Annotated in this window: 14 protein-coding genes, 1 pseudogene and 1 riboswitch; of the genes and pseudogenes, 6 read left to right on the top strand and 9 right to left on the bottom strand. The window is 49.4% G+C overall.

What is annotated here, in order from left to right:
- The first annotated feature begins 5 nt into the window (after positions 1-5).
- Genes drmA through drmC form a run of 3 tightly spaced genes read left to right on the top strand, consistent with a single transcriptional unit; the run spans position 6 to position 6,596 of the window.
- Entirely contained in the window at positions 6-3,971 is a 3,966-nt protein-coding gene (drmA, locus tag H591_RS0100080) for a DISARM system helicase DrmA (protein WP_022964899.1), read from the top strand.
- 2 nt (positions 3,972-3,973) lie between these two features.
- The gene (drmB, locus tag H591_RS0100075; protein WP_022964898.1) at positions 3,974-5,833 is read left to right on the top strand and encodes a DUF1998 domain-containing protein; all 1,860 of its coding nucleotides are present in this window, start codon (positions 3,974-3,976) and stop codon (positions 5,831-5,833) included.
- Position 5,834: 1 nt separating this feature from the next.
- The gene (gene drmC, locus H591_RS0100070) at positions 5,835-6,596 is read left to right on the top strand and encodes a DISARM system phospholipase D-like protein DrmC (RefSeq protein ID WP_022964897.1); all 762 of its coding nucleotides are present in this window, start codon (positions 5,835-5,837) and stop codon (positions 6,594-6,596) included.
- 26 nt (positions 6,597-6,622) lie between these two features.
- Here the strand turns inward: drmC and H591_RS0100065 are convergent, their stop codons facing one another.
- From H591_RS0100065 to H591_RS14485, 6 genes are all read right to left on the bottom strand, one after another.
- On the bottom strand, positions 6,623-6,964 hold the full coding sequence (locus H591_RS0100065) for a hypothetical protein (RefSeq protein WP_022964896.1): 342 nt from the start codon (positions 6,962-6,964) through the stop codon (positions 6,623-6,625).
- 368 nt (positions 6,965-7,332) lie between these two features.
- A complete protein-coding gene (gene radC, locus H591_RS0100055; protein WP_022964894.1) occupies positions 7,333-7,833 on the bottom strand; it encodes a RadC family protein in 501 nt (166 codons plus the stop codon).
- 65 nt (positions 7,834-7,898) lie between these two features.
- The gene (locus H591_RS0100050; RefSeq protein ID WP_022964893.1) at positions 7,899-8,798 is read right to left on the bottom strand and encodes a recombination directionality factor; all 900 of its coding nucleotides are present in this window, start codon (positions 8,796-8,798) and stop codon (positions 7,899-7,901) included.
- Between the two features lie 78 nt (positions 8,799-8,876).
- Positions 8,877-9,887 (bottom strand): YqaJ viral recombinase family nuclease, encoded by a 1,011-nt coding sequence (locus H591_RS0100045; protein ID WP_022964892.1) that lies wholly within the window; start codon positions 9,885-9,887, stop codon positions 8,877-8,879.
- Positions 9,888-9,932: 45 nt separating this feature from the next.
- Positions 9,933-10,901 (bottom strand): DUF932 domain-containing protein, encoded by a 969-nt coding sequence (locus tag H591_RS0100040; protein ID WP_022964891.1) that lies wholly within the window; start codon positions 10,899-10,901, stop codon positions 9,933-9,935.
- A 24-nt stretch (positions 10,902-10,925) separates the two neighbouring features.
- Positions 10,926-11,243, bottom strand: a complete 318-nt coding sequence (locus tag H591_RS14485) for a hypothetical protein (RefSeq protein ID WP_022964890.1) — start codon at positions 11,241-11,243, stop codon at positions 10,926-10,928.
- A gap of 652 nt (positions 11,244-11,895) precedes the next feature.
- Between H591_RS14485 and H591_RS15930 the strand changes: the two are divergent.
- Positions 11,896-12,122 (top strand): annotated as a pseudogene (locus H591_RS15930) (transposase); the annotation flags it as partial.
- Positions 12,123-12,354: 232 nt separating this feature from the next.
- Here the strand turns inward: H591_RS15930 and mntP are convergent.
- The 3 genes from mntP to H591_RS0100015 form a co-directional block, all read right to left on the bottom strand.
- Positions 12,355-12,912 carry a manganese efflux pump MntP gene (mntP, locus tag H591_RS0100025; protein WP_028244056.1) on the bottom strand — a complete coding sequence of 186 codons (558 nt, stop codon included), beginning with the start codon at positions 12,910-12,912 and terminating at the stop codon, positions 12,355-12,357.
- Between the two features lie 7 nt (positions 12,913-12,919).
- A riboswitch (yybP-ykoY riboswitch) is annotated at positions 12,920-13,083 on the bottom strand.
- Between the two features lie 160 nt (positions 13,084-13,243).
- Positions 13,244-14,206, bottom strand: coding sequence for an SdiA-regulated domain-containing protein (locus H591_RS0100020; RefSeq protein WP_028244055.1), 963 nt, complete (start codon positions 14,204-14,206; stop codon positions 13,244-13,246).
- Positions 14,207-14,486: 280 nt separating this feature from the next.
- Positions 14,487-14,792 (bottom strand): PepSY domain-containing protein, encoded by a 306-nt coding sequence (locus H591_RS0100015; RefSeq protein WP_022964886.1) that lies wholly within the window; start codon positions 14,790-14,792, stop codon positions 14,487-14,489.
- A gap of 283 nt (positions 14,793-15,075) precedes the next feature.
- On the opposite strand from H591_RS0100015, the gene H591_RS0100010 reads away from it, so the two are divergent.
- Together H591_RS0100010 and H591_RS0100005 are read left to right on the top strand one after the other, a co-directional pair.
- The gene (locus tag H591_RS0100010; protein ID WP_022964885.1) at positions 15,076-15,807 is read left to right on the top strand and encodes a tellurite resistance TerB family protein; all 732 of its coding nucleotides are present in this window, start codon (positions 15,076-15,078) and stop codon (positions 15,805-15,807) included.
- A 187-nt stretch (positions 15,808-15,994) separates the two neighbouring features.
- Positions 15,995-16,782: DUF475 domain-containing protein (locus H591_RS0100005; RefSeq protein ID WP_022652406.1), on the top strand; the 788-nt coding region annotated here is incomplete at its 3' end.

Genomic DNA, 16,782 nt, shown 5'->3' with positions numbered 1-16,782 from the left:
AGCGTATGACAACAACCAATGCATGGATCATTGTTGATCAGGATCCCGCTGCCGATCACACACTGGTGCCTTATACACTACGATTGAAAGGCGAGCGTTCACTTTATCAAGCCATCGTCGAGGACGACTGGGTGTTGGTGCTGAACACTGCTGGGAATATTACGCGGGTTGGGCGGGTACTGAGGGTTAGGTCTGATCTGGAAGCTACCACGTTCTACTTCGACCGCATGTTGTTGGTCGAACCAGCCGTTTCGATTGGTCTAACATCGCTCACTCCGCCATCCACCAGCAGTGTTGGACGTGTTCAATGGACTGATTTTCTGGAGACGCTCCCTAAGGCATTGCACAAGACTATCGCGGAAGTGCCAGCCATTGAGGATCAGGCCTATATCCGCGAGCTACTGCAGTTGGCCGTGATGGATGATTTGCTGGGGCCAGCTGGCGGCCCCAATGAACGTATCGTTGATATGGGTGTACGCGACCGCTATCTGGTTGGCAAACTGGCTCCGCGTGAAGCTGCTCAAGGCGGTATTGAGGGGCTGGATGGACCATTAGCCAATGAAGATGCGGAAGAACCCACCGAGACCAAGGCCCCTGGGCGGCATGAGCCTGGCGCAGAGTTTGGAACCGCCACCGGGCGTGTAGAACCAGAGTCAGATTCTGGTGATGAAATTGATGCTGCCAGTAACCAGTCGCTGGTTCCCAGCAGCCTTGGCATGACGTTTTGTGTGGATGGTGATGCCGATAAAATTGAGATTGAAGCGCGCTGGGGTCGCTACGAGCGCGTTCCCAACAGTGATCATGAATTACTTAAATCCAATGGCCAGAAAGCGAAAGTGTGGCAACGCATTCCCTGTGGCGGCAAGATTTTACTGCCGCTGATCGAGGGCGTAATACCGCATCAGGCCCCTGACAAAGAATTTTCTGAGGTGCGCGTTCAAGGCTCCGTGCGAGCTAAGAATACCAATGGTGATCGGCTTGTCACTTTGTTCTTGGTGAATGCGCAAGAGGAACCAGACACCAACCGCGATATGGCGTGGGTGTTCCAGCCGGAGCTGATCGTGCGCTCTGAGGAGGATGCCACCAAGCGCGCTATCTTCCGGCGCAGGCCAGTGCTGGATGCCGACGGTATGGACCCCGAACGCGAAGCTCTCGAGATGATTTACCGCAACCGCGTGGAATTCGCGGTGGGTCATGGTGTTGCCGTCCATGCCGAAACCGCAGACGACGTCACGCTGGCCACAGAGGTACGCACCACGGTAATGCCGCAGTACGAAGTGCAGGTAACGGAGACCCCTGGGCTTGACCCGAGCGATCGGCCGGCGATGCGCGAAATGGTCAGCAGTGGTTTGCTCGATATGCAGCGCCTAGCGACATTGGATATCGATCCGTTGGTTGACGCCTTGAGTATGCTCACCAAGGATTATGCTGCGTGGATAGATGAACAGCGCGCTCGGGTAGGTTCCGAAATCACCGGTTATGATACCCAATCGCAACAAGCGATGGATCGCTGCCAGGGGATTCATACGCGCCTGCAGCAAGGTATTGATGCGTTAAAGGAAAACGAAAAAGCGCTGGCGGCATTCCGGTTCGCCAACCAAGCCATGGCGACGCAACGCGTGCGCAGCCAATATGCGCTGGCCATGCGTCGGGGTGAAGATGTCACCATTGATAAGTTCGATGTGCTAAAAAATCGTAGTTGGCGTCCATTCCAGTTGGCGTTTCTGCTGCTTTCAATCCCATCGCTGGCCGACCCGAGTCACCCAGATCGAGTTCAGCCCGTTGAAGCCTATGCGGACTTACTGTGGTTCCCAACAGGTGGTGGTAAAACGGAAGCCTATTTGGGTGTTGCAGCCTTCACCATGGCCATTCGACGCATGCAGGGCAACTTGGGTGGCTACGACAGCTCACGCGGCTTGGCTGTGATCATGCGATATACGCTGCGTCTGTTGACGCTACAGCAGTTCCAGCGCGCCACAGCGTTGATTTGCGCCATGGAAGTATTGCGCCGAGAGGCGCTGGACAGGGGCGACAAATCCCTCGGCACGGAACCCTTTACCATCGGCCTGTGGGTTGGCAACAAGGTTACACCGGGTACAACCGAGGATAGCCATCGAGCGATTGAAGATGTGCGCAACCCCGGCAAATACAATGCTGGCGCGGCATCACCTGCGCAGCTCACCAGTTGTCCATGGTGCGGCTCAGAAGTAGCCCCGGGGCGAGACGTTGAGATCGACAAAGGTCGTGGACGAACGTTTGTCTATTGTGGCGATAAAAAAGGTCGATGTGACTTTTCTAAAGGTAAATCCAGCAAGCAGTCGCATCCTGGAATTCCTGTACTGGTGGTGGACGAAGAAATGTATCACCGCCCCCCCACCATGATGATTGCCACGGTAGACAAGTTCGCCATGATGGCGTGGCGTGGACAGGTGCGTACGCTGTTTGGCCGTGCAGGTCAGGAATGCGAGCGCCACGGCCTGCTCTGGCAAGGTGCCGACTGCAATGGCAATCACCAAGCTGGCAAGGGGCTTCCTTCCTCAAAGGTAAGGGCCATTCATCCGATACGTCCACCCGACTTAATTATTCAGGATGAGTTTCACCTGATTAGTGGTCCGCTGGGCACCATGGTGGGTTTGTATGAGACCGCTGTGGACGAGCTGTGTGGTTGGTCGCTTGATGGTAAAACGGTCAAGCCGAAGATCATCGCCTCCACGGCGACGGTGCGCAAAGCCAAAGAGCAGGTGAACAACGTCTTCATGCGTCGTGTTTCGGTGTTTCCACCTCACGGTCTGGATGTAGAAGATAACTTTTTCTCGGTACAGCGTCCAATCGAAGACAAGCCGGGGCGGCGCTACCTCGGCGTGTGTTCACCCGGTAGTTCGCGCCCGGCGATGCTAATCCGCGTCTACACGGCATTTCTGACGGCGGCACAGGAGCTGTTTGATCACTTTGGTGAGCCTGCCGATCCGTATATGACTATGGTCGGCTATTTCAACTCCCTGCGTGAGTTGGGCGGCATGAAGCGGTTGGCAGAAGACGATGTGCAGACGCGTTCCTATCGCGTTCAAATGAGCATGGTGGAGCGGCCGGCGCTGGCTCAACGCAGTGTCAGCAATATTCGTGAACTGACCTCGCGGGTCTCTAGCCAGGATATCCCGAAGTATCTCGATAACTTAGAGGTGAAGTTTAAATCTGAGTTTGACACTGGCGCCGGAAAATACGTAACCAAGTGGCAAGACGGGGACACTCGCGCCATTGATGTAGTGCTGGCAACCAACATGCTGTCTGTGGGTGTCGACGTGAATCGACTCGGACTAATGGCCGTGAATGGTCAACCCAAAGGTACTGCCGAATACATTCAGGCCACCAGCCGCGTTGGACGTTCTTTCCCAGGCTTGGTCTGCACGGTGCTCACATGGGCAAGACCGCGCGACCTGTCTCATTACGAAACCTTCGAACACTATCACGCCACGTTCTACAAACACGTCGAGGCGCAATCGGTAACGCCGTTCTCACCACGCGCGATGGACCGAGGTTTGACAGGCGCGATGCTGAGTTTAATGCGCCTTGAGAACGATATCTTCAGCCCCAACGAAGGCGCGGGCCAACTAAGTATGTCCAACCAGACCGAGATGACGGATGCCATCAAGGTATTGGCGAATCGCGCGGGGAACGTTGCCGAAGATAACTCACGTAAGCAGTTAGCTGAGACAGAACTGAAAGAACGCGCCGACGAATGGGCGAAAGAAGTCAGCAAAGGTGGGCGGATCTTAGCCTATGAGAAACGTGGCCCAGAGAAAGACAAGACCGTTGCGTTGATAAAGTCGCCAGGAATTCAAGCATGGGACAACTGGACAGTGCCGATGTCGATGCGGGAAGTAGAGCCCGGCGTGCGCCTGATTATGAACACGAGCCATATCACGGACGATCACGATTGGAAGCCTCGTCCCGCAACGAAGGATGAGGATTGAATATGATTATCAATAATAAAACGCCAGTCGGCGAAGTACGCCCAAGCCAGTTATTGTGGACTTACGGCCCAGGTGCCTTAATCGACTTGCCGAGCCTTTCCGTGGTGACGCTTGGTATTGATCGGTGGGAAAAGGATCGCTGCCAGCCAATTCAAGAGGCGCGTCTACTAGCTGCAGTTCGTAAAGTTTTGGGGGCACAGGTTGAGAACTTGCGGATGCCACCTTTTCAGAAAAGCGAACTTGTCGACCCTTGGTCGGCTGAGGCTAACATTGGTGTGCCTGTGAGGCCTTTCCCGCGCTGGATGCGTTGCGTGAAGTGCGGATTACTATCGCCCTTTGACGCCGGGTTATTCGAGATAAAGGAGAATCGCTTTAGACCTGAGCGAACTCGCTTCGTACATAAAGGCTGTCGTGGATCCAAGGGAGATCAACCCGCCAAGGATGCGGATGCTGTACCCGCACGTTTCCTGTTGGCTTGCCGTGATGGCCATCTTGATGATTTTCCGTGGCACTACTTCGTCCATGGTGGTAACAGTTCGTGCAAGGGTACGTTGCGCTTTTTCGAGAGCGGTGCGTCGCTGCAAACCGAAAACCTGTGGGTGAAGTGTGATGCGTGTACTGCATCAAGAAGCATGGCGCACGCCTTTGGTAAAGCCGGAAAAGAGAATCTGCCAGGCTGTCGAGGAAGACATCCGCACCTAGATCACTTCGACAACGAATGCGATGAGGAAGCCCGCGCCGTTCTATTGGGAGCTACCAATAGCTGGTTCCCAATCACTCTCTCGGCTCTCGCAATTCCGCAGACGAAGGACCCTCTGAGTCAGCTGATCCAGGATGGCTGGGAGTTTTTCGAGGATTTGGATTCCGAAGCCGAAGTGTCGGTGACAGTGAAGACCTTGAAAAAAACCGGTGCGCTGCCAGGTATAGACAAGTACGCAGCAGCCTTGATCTGGTCAGCCATTGAGATACATCGCTCCGGCGGTGGGCATGATGTCGTGGGTGAGGCCGACATTAAAGAGCCCGAGTGGAGTGTGCTGACAGAGGCCAACCCGCCCACGGACTACCCGCACTTCATGAGCAAGAAGGTCGGTACGCCACCGGGTCTCGGGGGCCAGATCCGCCGAGTCTTGCTCCTAGAGCGCTTGCGGGAAGTGAATGCGCTGCTGGGGTTCACGCGGGTTGAAGCACCCGAAGAGTCCGATGATCCTAACGAACGTCCACAGATGGCAAGCCTGTCACGCAGCAAGCCGGATTGGGTGCCAGCCAACCAGGTTCATGGTGAAGGAATCTTCATCCAGTTCGACGAAGCCGCGCTCGTCAAGTGGGAGGCTCTGGATGGTGTAAAAAAGGTCGATCAGATGCTCCGTGGTGGTCACAAGGGGTGGCGCAATTCGCGCCATCTCGACCCGAACGAGGGCTACCCCGGCATTCGTTATGCGATGCTGCACACGCTGTCTCACTTGCTGATTCGTGAGCTGGCTCTGGAGTGTGGATACAACGCCGCGAGTATTCGTGAACGTATCTATGCCGACACGTCGGGCGCTAGCCCGCAGGCAGGCATCCTCATCTATACGGCAGCAGCCGATTCGGACGGCACGCTGGGCGGTCTCGTCGATCTTGGCAAGCCTGAAAATCTTGGCCGCCTGTTGGAGCAAGCGCTGAATCGTTCGAAGATTTGCTCATCGGATCCACTCTGCTCGGAACATGATCCAGAGAAAGATCGCTCACTTCATGTTGCTGCTTGTCATGCCTGTAGTTTAGTAGCTGAGACATCTTGTGAGCGAGGCAACCGTTATCTTGATCGCTCGCTCTTGGTGCCAACACTCGAATGCTCCAATGCTGCTTTCTTCAAGGGTTTCTGACATGGATGAGCTTTTGGATGCTATTGCAGCCTTGGTCTCTCTGATTTCGCCTGAGAAAGTACAGGCCGTTGCGGCCCGGGTTCGTCGAATTGATGCCAGCAGGGTGGCGACAGGGTTGTCGAGCGTGGTGGGAACCCCTGTGGCCAGCACCGTGGTAGAGCAACTTGCGGTCGCGTGGCAAAACACCAAAGTCGGTTCAGACGAACTTGCATCAATGCTTATCGCTGCTAGCCACGTTTACACCAAAGCCGCTTTCGAACAATCCACTGAACTTGTGTGGACTGGTCCGACGACACCTTTCGTGTCGGCTCGTCGAACAGAGCAAGCGCTTTTGCAGGTAATCAACTCCGCAGAACAGTCGCTGTTCATTACCAGCTTCGTGGCCTACGACGTGTCCACTATCGTTAAGGCTTTGAACGCGGCAAGTGATCGCGGTGTGGTCATCTCTATGCTGCTCGAGTTGTCTAAAAGTCATGGTGGCAGCATCACTTTCGATGCGATAGGCAAAATGAGAACGCTGGTTCCGGCTGCTAATCTCTATGCTTGGCAGGATAAAACTGCTCCGTTTTCCGGCGGAAGTGTTCACGCCAAAGTTGCCGTTGCCGATGGCAATATATGCTTCATCACCAGTGCTAACTTGACTGGGCACGCTATGGAAAAAAACATGGAGGCTGGAGTTCTGATTTCTGGTGGGAGGGTTACAAAGTTGCTTGATGAGCACTTGCGCTCACTCATAGACACGAAAATAGTGTCTCCGATTTAATAGTGCTAAGCGTAATGATAGGGATATTATTCTTTATCGCTTACCAGCATTTTTCGTATTGTGCTTTCAACTTCACTAATGCTATCGGTCATTAGAATATCTGATTTGTTGCTGTCGTCGTAAATCTCTAAGTGTTCGTTGTCACCTAGGTTTACTCCATGGGTAATAATGTAACGCTTAGTATTAGGGTCTTCTCTTAAGTTATTTTCTTTGTAGTTGACCCATAAGACAAAATACTGGTCTTGGATTTTAAAATAAAATGATGGGCAAATATCATTCCGATAGCTTTTATCTATTAGTTCTACAGGGAAGTTTTTTATCTTAAAGCCAAGATCAAAATCTTGTGAAAAAGCTGTTTTATAACTCATTTTCGAGTTCCTTTTTGTTGTTTCAGTAGCTTTACGCTAGTGTAAGTTATCTGTGTATAGCATGTTTTAATGTGGCTTTTCTGAAGTTTCACTTCCACTTATTGCGTTTAAGCTGATTCAAGCATGTCCATTGGATAATTACCTTGGTGCATGATTTAGAGTTGCATACCAGCCTGCCTTGTATCGAGAAAATAGAGCAGGGGCTAAAGAACAAATAACATGGCTTGAGAATCAAGTAAAAAACAGCCTCGCCTTTCGCGCTAGATGTCATTAAGGCCATTGTAAAACAGCTCTGATTTATCAAGCCATTCAAAAAATAAAGCATCAATAGCTGAAGCCAAGCAGCTTGCGCTGCCTGGCTTGAGCACTCACATATTCCCATTCTCAACCAGCGAATAGCACCCATCAGTCCCGACGATGATGTGGTCCAGTACCCGCACTTCTACCAGTGCCAGCGCCTCCTTTAAACGGGTGGTGAGATGGATGTCGGCCTGACTCGGTTCTGGATTGCCTGAAGGATGATTGTGCGTGATGATCATGGCTGCAGCGTTATGCTCAAGCGCAGTCTTTACCACTTCACGCGGGTAGACAGAGGCTGAGTCGATCGTGCCTCTGAACAGCTCGTGGAAGCCAATGATCTTATGTTTGGTATCAAGTAGCAGCACGGCAAAGACCTCATGCTCATAATCATGCAACAGCGTGCGCAAGTGATCCTTAACTGCTTGTGGGCTTTCGAGTGCACGACCTTTGCTGAGGCGTTTTTGTGAGAGTTGTTTGGCCATCGTTAAGATGTCGTGCTCCGTTACGATTGGTGATTCCATAACGTAGGTGCCAGGTTCAGTACCGGCTTTAAGCATGTGATAGCGCATGATGGTTTTCCTTGTAGACATAAAAAAGCCACCTCGATGGGTGGCTTGAAATAGTGGGTGTGTGATTAAGCGTTGCTGGCGTTCGCACTCGCTTTTTGGTGAAGCTTTTCTGCTAATGATCGTTCGGCAAGAACCTGACTTTTTAAGTCGTGATTGGCTCTACTTTCAGTAGGGTAAAACTCTTCAACGATTGCGCTGATGTCATCTTCATCCTCTTCAAAGGCTCCATTACCTAAGCCAGCGCTGGCAATGTGATCCAGCGCATCTTGATTGAATCCCGTTTGCTGACGTTGCTCATGCAGCTGCTTAGCTGCCATTAAAGTGTCTTTCATGCTCAGCCCTTCACGTAACGTAATGTCAGCGTAAAAGATGGGCGTACCACGGCTTTGGCGTGCGGACTTACCACGCAAGCGCAGCTCCAGTGGCAGACAAGACAAGAGATTGTTTGAGATGGCCTTAAAGTAATTCAAGCGAGCAGTGAGGGTGCGGATGCTGTTAAAACCTGTGGTGCGAAACACGAAGCTGCCCATGCTGTCGTCGTCACCAATCAGGACGTTCAAGCGAGCGTATGGCTTACAGGCATTGCCTTGTGCCAGTGGACAGCTATCGGGTGATGGACAAGGTAACGACTGAATACCGCTTTCCGTTTGACGCTTACAGGTCTCGCCATTACCTACGCATAACGGGCGGCCAGTATTACGATCAAACAAACTGTAGTCAGCACGAAAGTTTAGTTCAGGCTCGTTAAACAGTAAGCGAATCGGAATGCTACGCAGCTTGCCTTCTTGCTCTTGGCGTAGGTCATCATTCAGCGGGTGTAATAACCAGCCGTCACGGGTTTGTACCTGTGAGGTGATAGTGAATTGATCATCTTTTTCAGGCAGACGTTTACCGTTCTTTTCTACAACGCGCCCAATTGAAATACGCCCCAGCACTGGTGGGGTAATAGCTAAACCTTTCAGCATGGTGTTCTCCTTAAAGCATAAAGCCCCCTGACCGCGCTATGCAGTCAGGGGGCTTTATGCTGTGTTGGTTGTATGAGTCTATGAGATTAAGAAACGACGACTGCCTTTGCGTAACGCTTGGTATTGCTCTTTAAGGTGGGGCAAGTCACGCAGCAGAGACGCGGTATCAAAAGTGAGGCTGTCTTTAGCTTTCTTCCAAGTCACAGCGCCTGAAGCAAACATCGCACGTGAGGCATCGCCCATGGCTTGTTGGATCTTTTGCTTGAGGGCTGACTCATGCTTCTCTTGTTCACTGATAGTGTCACGCACCTGTTTGAGCGTTTCATACGCTAGGGTGAGTTCTTCATCCACAGAGAAATCAACGGTTTCACCATGGTCTTGCGGGAACAAACAGCGCAGTGCTGTATCCGCAGAAGCAGAGCCATCTGCCGGTGGTGGTGTATCGGTTTCCACGTAGTTCCAGAATTGCCGTTCTAGCTCGATCAGTTGCGCAATCATGGTTTCGTCGCGCTCGATACGGTAGATCTCCAAGTGTTGACCACCCAGCAGCACAGCAACGTCAGCAGCTTGTTTGCCAGTGACGGCTAACTGATGCATGACCTGCAGTTGCACGTACTCAGGCACGCCTTCCTTCCATAAACGAGAGCCATTGATACCGGCTGTTTTGCACTCCAGAATTTGCACATCTTCAACGCCAATCACTTCACGGTCGATATTAGCCAGCATCCATGAAAGCTCAGGATCAGGGTGCTGTAATACCGCGTTGATACGACGCACACGGCTTCCAGTTTTATTAGTGTAATGCGAGGCCACAATCGGCTCCAAGATCGTGCCCCAAAATGCAGGGCTGGTATCGTCGGCTGGATCAAGCTGTGGCAGCTCAGCGTCACGGCCAGTTTTCTCCATCCATAACTCAAGCTGTGACTTGTAAGGGTTTAATCCAACAGCAGCTGCAGCATCAGAGCTGCCGATGCCTTGCTTACGGATGTTCAGCCATTCTTCACGCTCCAGGTTCTTAGTGCTGACTAAGCGCAAAGCAGGGCGGTTAATGATGGCTTTTACTTCTGTATTGACTTGATTGGTTTGCATGATAAATACTCCATTACGCTATAACGTAACTCTATGTGTTGAAATTTAAGCAACGAGTTGTAAGGCTGTATCTAGAGCGCGTTGTTTGATCTGAGCACCTTGACCAAACCAAGCTGAGTCCAGGCGGTTGTCATTACTGCGTGCTTGCTTGTGGTGATCAACAAACTCGGTGACTGCACTGAGTAAGCCCCAGGCTGTACCGCTTGCAGACTCAAGCTCACTACCGCGTCCACGTCCGTCATACAGGTCTTGCACCACGCGTAAGGCTCTCTCGTTAGGCAGTTTCTCAGGTACAAGCACTTCACCATCCAGCTGGCACATAACGCCCATGAAGTAGCCCATCGCTTCCTTCCAGCGCACCTTGCGTTGAGACAGCAGGTTCATCTGGTACTTAAAGTCATCCCATTGCGAGACGGCAATACCCAAATCACGCTTTACTACATCAGGATTAAACTTGGTGCTGTGCGGCACCTTGATGGCCATAGGTGCACCGTTGAGCGATACCGTTAAAGTGTTATTGCACACGACACGTACTGTTGTAGGTGTGGCTGTAGTGGCCAAGGTGCCATCACAGGAGGTAGCCAGCAGGATATAACTGTTAACTAGATCTTTACCTTTGAGCGTGAAGTCTTGACCAGTACGAGCCAGAGCCCAGAACTTACGTCCACCTTTAAGCACGCCAGCGGTTTCCAGTTCAAATCCAGATACTTCAGTCAGGTCGCGGTAAAACTCGATCACTTCGCTTGGCTGGACCGTCTGATAGCGCTTAGAAACCACTGATAACGGCAGCTTGGTATCAGAGCGGTAGAGAACTTTTTGTTCAGGGAAGGTATGGATGCTGCCTAGGTGGCCAGCCATGCTGGATTTAAAGTGCACTGGGCTTTCTAAAATATCCCAGTCCATACCCGCTTCATGACGCCAGACTTCTAAAGGTTGTTTAGGTGACAGTTGATTGCCCAAGCCATGCCAGGGCGTATCACCAACGTAAGCCATTTGTTCAATTAAATGAGCCATGATGAAAACTCCTTTAAAAAATTGTTAAGTCAGTGCAATGACTGAAGAGAATCTGCGCTGACAGTTGCTGCACTGGAGCTCAGGGAATAGCTTGTTATCAAGCTCTTGCCCTAATTTAGAACCGAAAACGGAGCCGCTTAAACCGCCAGCAAGGCCGGCCAGTATCAGGTTGGTTATTGTTGCAGCAGTGAATACATAAGGTGATTGTTTAGATACGCTGTTGACTGCGGTGTAGATAGCGCTGGCAGCACCGCCAAGCGCACCGATGCATGAGGCAACGGATGTGCCTGTTTGCGGATGGCTTATATTTGTTGATGAGCAGTAAGGACACTTGACTGACATAGAGAACTCCTACGGGATGTATTGTCAGTTAAGTGATGTATGAGTGAGATTTTTTTGAATCGACTTCGTGTGGTGCTGTGTGCGGGCTTTTTGCACAAGTTTGATATACGATCAAGCGAAATCAAGTGTGATAGTGTGCAGCAGATGGAGAGGGTTTGGGTTGCTGCAGAGTCAGGTGGGACGCTGCTAGGTGGTGGAGTTATAAATAATACTTTGGTATTCCAAAAGGTATTCCAAAATATTATTTATGTTAAATATATCAATGTAAATCAATATGTTACAAGCTCTGTTAGGTTTCCCCCGGCTCCACCAAAAAGAAACACCTAAACCCTTGATTATCCTAGTGATTTTCAGGGGTTTTTGCTTTTTAGGGTGCTTGTTGCCCATTTTTTGCTCTCACTGCTAGAGGGTTAAGCGAAACTGCATCAGTGTAGCGTGGCGCGATATTTGACGCTGATTTGCGCGATAATTGTCTTTAAATAATCTTTCCATCAGTGACAAAGGTCTTGCAAAAGGCAGCCTTCCGGCTGCCATGCTTAACTTATTCGTTATCCTCAAGTAATGGCCAGAGTAACTATCGTGACAACCTAGAGTTCTGGTTGGCAAGCGCAACAAAAAACCTCGGCACCAAGAAATGCTACGAAGTAAAAGGCTCTCACAAAGTATGTCTCGCAAAGGAAACTGCTTAGATAATGCAGTGATAGAGAGCTTCTTTGGAACGCTAAAGTCAGAACTGTATTACTTACAGAAATGGACGTCTGTAGAGCAGCTAAAAAAGCTATTGATGAATATATCCACTGCTATAATCACGAACGTATTAGGCTAAAATTAAAAGGCCTGAGCCCGATACAATATCGAACTCAGGCCTTGGCCGCCTGATCATTAACCTGTCCAATAAATGGGGGGCAGTCCAAATTCGATTTCAGCGGGGTTTTATTGTCTAAACTCTGATGGCGGTAGCCATTGCTGTGCAGTACAGGGAACGTTGAGCAGTAAGCGAATAATATGAGTAGTGAATAGTAGTGCGATTAGAGTATACCTCGTAAGCGTCTGGTGAACTCATCTTGCATCCCTCCGCTATTAAGCCAGAGGGAGGTTTGTTTTTTAAGCGCTACAAGTGCCCCAACAATATCCATACGCCTACCGCTATGAGCGTAAGGCCGCCAAAGATTTCCGCTCTGTGTCCCAGTACGGAACCAATAGTTCGCCCTAGCATCACTCCCAGCGTCACCATGAATGTCGTCGCTAATCCAATTAGAGCAGCTGCAATCCAAATGTTCACATTAATAAATGCTAGCCCCACGCCAACAGCCATAGCATCAATGCTAGTACCTATTGCAGTCAGAGAAACTTTAAGAAAAGAGTGACTGGAAGGTTTTTCTACTTCTTCTGAGGCGGGTTTCATTCCTTCATAAATCATGTACAAACCCAAGACCACTAATAGAAAAAATGCTATCCAGTGAGCCCAAGCTTCTACATAAGATGATGCCGACTTACCAATCAACCAACCTATCACAGGTGTTATTGCTTCGATTGAGCCGAAAATAAAACCCATTCTTAAGGCTTCTGAGAAACTGGGTTTTTTTAGGCTTGCGCCCTTGCCAATTGCAGCGGCGAAGGCATCTGTGGACATTGCAAAAGCAAGTAAAAGAAGGGCTATAGGGTTCATTAGATTAATCCGGTCGGGCATATTGAGTCCACGATATACGCACACGCCCGACCTCAGGCATGAGTATATCGATGGTCTCGCCAACCGAGCGGTGTCCGCACCATGGCATTTGGCCAAGTATGTTGATACGAACTCTTCCGAATATCGGAAGCAGGCTACTCCCCAAAGAGGCCGCAACTTTAGCAATAGCTTACAGCAATAGCAAATTCGGCTTTGTTTGTGTCCCGACTATAAATAAAGGCCTCAATCGCCACAGTACTATCACTACAGAACCACAGTTATATTCACCAAGGTGGGGAATGTGTCGTGAGCGCGGTGAGCATGAGCCGGTTCACTCGGGCTCGCGTGTAAAGCGATAGAACAAGTTGGGCTCACTGATCACGTACAAATAGCCATCTTCGTCAATGTTTACGCCTTCTGCCTGCGGAATACCTTTTTGTAAACCCGCAAACCCTCTAGCAAGGGATCTGAAACTAATTACTTTACCTTCAGTGGTTATTTCGATCAGTAGTTTCGACTCATCACTCAACAAAACTAAATGGCCGCTCTTTTCATCGTAGGTAGCCGACGATACATCGGTTGCGAATACGTTATCCCTTATCCAGCCTGATAGATTACGCACACTCACAGGAAGCCCTTCATCTAAGCTTGCACGCAGACCACTCACCTCAAGCAATTGGATAGGGTCACGCTCTTTAGCCACATACAGACGATCATTTTTAAGGTCGTAGGTAAGGCTTTCTAAACCTTTATTGTCCTCAGTCCAGAATGCAAGTTTGAGTGATGGATATTTTTCCTTATTTAGAGATCCACTGGTAAGTAGCGTGCCATCAACACTCACTGGGATATCTATAATAACTAGGTTTTGTTTACGTTCTTCCGCAACGACCAGTTGGCCATTACCAATATAAGTCACTGCCTCTACGTCATCGAATCCCTCAAGGCTATAACGCGCCTGCACATCACCATCTCGGTTTAAAGCAACTAACTCATTAGGGCCATTAATGACAGCCCATAGCATGCCTCGATCGCGGTCATAGGTCAGACCGGAAAGATTGTTGTCTATACCAATGACAGGCTTAGCGTCGATCTCAACACGATAGTTTGGTAACCATACTGCACGATCCTGCCAATCATCAGCGTGCATGTGAGTTTTTAGCCAGTAATACAAGCGATAATCAATACGCTGCGTATGTAACTGGAACGCAGCAACCACGAGCAAGCACAGCATTACCCACATCCAGATACGAGCTTGCATCGAACGCCTAGACTGCTTTTCAGCCTTTAAGTACATAAATATCTCGTTTAGTTGTAGCAGAGGGGTATTTGAATTAATGAATGCTGACACAATCAATATGTTTTAGCGTTTGAAAATCAAAATTCTATATTTGGAAGGCCGATACTGTAAGTCTAATGTATTGATTTGAATAGGGATATTCACAAGCTGTATACGTAGTGCCACGCGCTACATGGCTTCAAGTGGTTCATGGTTAACGAGCGTACCCATGGCGGGACTTTAAAAGAGTTCTCACCATGGGGAGTTGCGCAGCTCTGTCAACAGGTTTCTTTAAGAGTTAATCATCCTGGCGGTTTTTCAAAATCTCACCAGTAGCGGCATCCATTTCAACTTCCCATTTCTGGCCTTTATCATCACGCAGGTCTACTTGGTAAATATAGCGACCGTACGACTCATCAAGCTCTGTGTCCACTATGGTGGCTTTTGGATGTTGCGCTAAAGCTGTTTGGTCAAGTTTATCAAAGGCTAAAATCGCGCCTGAAGTGCTGAGCTCAACTGTTTTAGCTGGGCTGACATCAGCTTGAGCTAAACCTGCGCTCATCATTAAAGCAGCGGAAACGCATAATGTAGTTAAAGTTTTCATGGTTATTTCCTTGTCTGGAAGTTGCAACACAACGATATTGTGTGTCTACGATACCGAGATTACAGACGCTGCCTTAATTCAAGCTTAAATAATATGTATTATTTAAGCTTGTGCTAAAAGTTTTTCACGAACGTTATTTGATGCTTTAAAGTACTGCTCAAGCGCGAATGTAAAGGTCAGGTAAGCCTAGCTGAGTCACTGAAAGATTTCAGTGACTCAGAATCATTTGACTATTATCCTGTCAATAAGTTCGGATCAATTATCATTTGCAATGGAGACATAGATGAATACTCGCAGCTTGCTCGATCAGCTTCTCAGCTCAGGTAAAGAATTACTGCAAGGGCAAAATACAGCGCAACCCCATCAGGCAAATCCGGCCGCTTCAAACGAGCCCAATGCAGCACTGAATGGTCTGCTTGGTAGTCTTGGCGGGGGTGCTTTGGGTGGCGGTATTATTAGCTTACTGATGTCCAGTAAAAAGGCACGCAAGGTAGGCGGCAATGTTATTACTTATGGTGGCTTAGCAGCGCTGGGTGTTGTGGCTTATAAAGCTTATAGTAACTGGCAAAATAACAATCAAAATCGGGGTCAGGCACAGCCCAGTGCACCTTATACACAACATCAACCGCAGACAGTGGATCGTGTGTCACCAGCAATCATGGAAGAGCATAGCCAGGCTATTCTTCGCGCAATTATTTGTGCCGCCAAAGCTGACGGCCATATTGACGAGCGCGAGCGGCAGCTGATTGATGATGCAATAGCCAAACTCACCAACGAGCCGCAGCTACAATTATGGTTCCAACAAGAGTTGCGTAAACCTCTCGATCCAGCTGACCTAGCTTTAGCAGCCAAGACCCCGGAAATTGCAGCTGAGATGTACCTCGCTAGCATTCTTGTAGTCGATGAGGAAAGCTATATGGAGCGAGCCTACCTTGACGAACTTGCACGTCAACTGCAGCTTGCGCCGGCACTAAAAGCGGAGTTGGAAGCACAAGCAATAGCGCATCACTCTTAAAATTAAGCGCTCAAACAGCAGTTGAGTGCCCTAGCGGCTACTGTAGATGATTAGCATATTGTATCGTGCAGACTGCACGAGCGATTGGTGATCCGTCGTCGTGCATAACCTTTGCTCTGACTCACCCTTTTATGGTGTGCGCCTATAGTAAACCGACATTAGCCTTGAGCAACCAGACAGGATAACCATGAGACATTTTTATTTAGATTTTATCTTCACTGCTATCGCCTTAATGGTGGCAGCGTGGTGGGGATATTCACACAGTGGTATGGGCGGGATGATATCTGCGCTATCAATTACCGCTATTTTGGCCGTCATGGAAATCTCGCTATCGTTTGATAACGCGGTGGTTAACGCCTCAGTGCTCAAGAACTGGGACAAGTTCTGGAAAATGATCTTCTTAACCGTTGGTATCTTAATCGCTGTATTTGGTATGCGTTTAGTCTTTCCAATTGTTATTGTTGCCGTTACCGCAGACCTCGGCATGATGGAAGTGGTTAACTTGGCATTAAATGATCCCAAAGAATACTCGGCAAAACTTTTAGAGCATCATGCTGAGATTTCAGCCTTCGGTGGTATGTTCTTATTGTTAGTGTTCTTAAACTTCTTATTTGATGAAAAAGAAGTGCATTGGTTTGATTGGCTTGAAAGCCGCTTGGCAAAACTCGGTCGAGTAAACGCTATGAGTGTATTTGTGGCGCTCGCAATCTTAATGTTATCCCTAACATGGGTGACTGATGAACAGGCTCCTGCGGTATTGATTGCAGGCGTTTGGGGTGTCTTAATCTACTTAGGCGTGCAAATCGTATCGGGCATACTTGAAAGTAACGGCACTGGTACAGCAGCAGGAAGTGCCATTTTGAAAGGTGGTATCGCTGGTTTCCTATATCTTGAAGTGCTAGATGCTTCATTCAGTTTTGATGGTGTGATTGGTGCATTTGCAATCACTAATGACGTCATCATTATCATGCTAGG

Source organism: Denitrificimonas caeni DSM 24390, from assembly GCF_000421765.1.
In the GTDB taxonomy this organism is placed as follows: domain Bacteria; phylum Pseudomonadota; class Gammaproteobacteria; order Pseudomonadales; family Pseudomonadaceae; genus Denitrificimonas; species Denitrificimonas caeni.
Note: the sequence above shows the minus strand (reverse complement) of the source record. Positions and strands in the feature narration are given on the sequence as shown.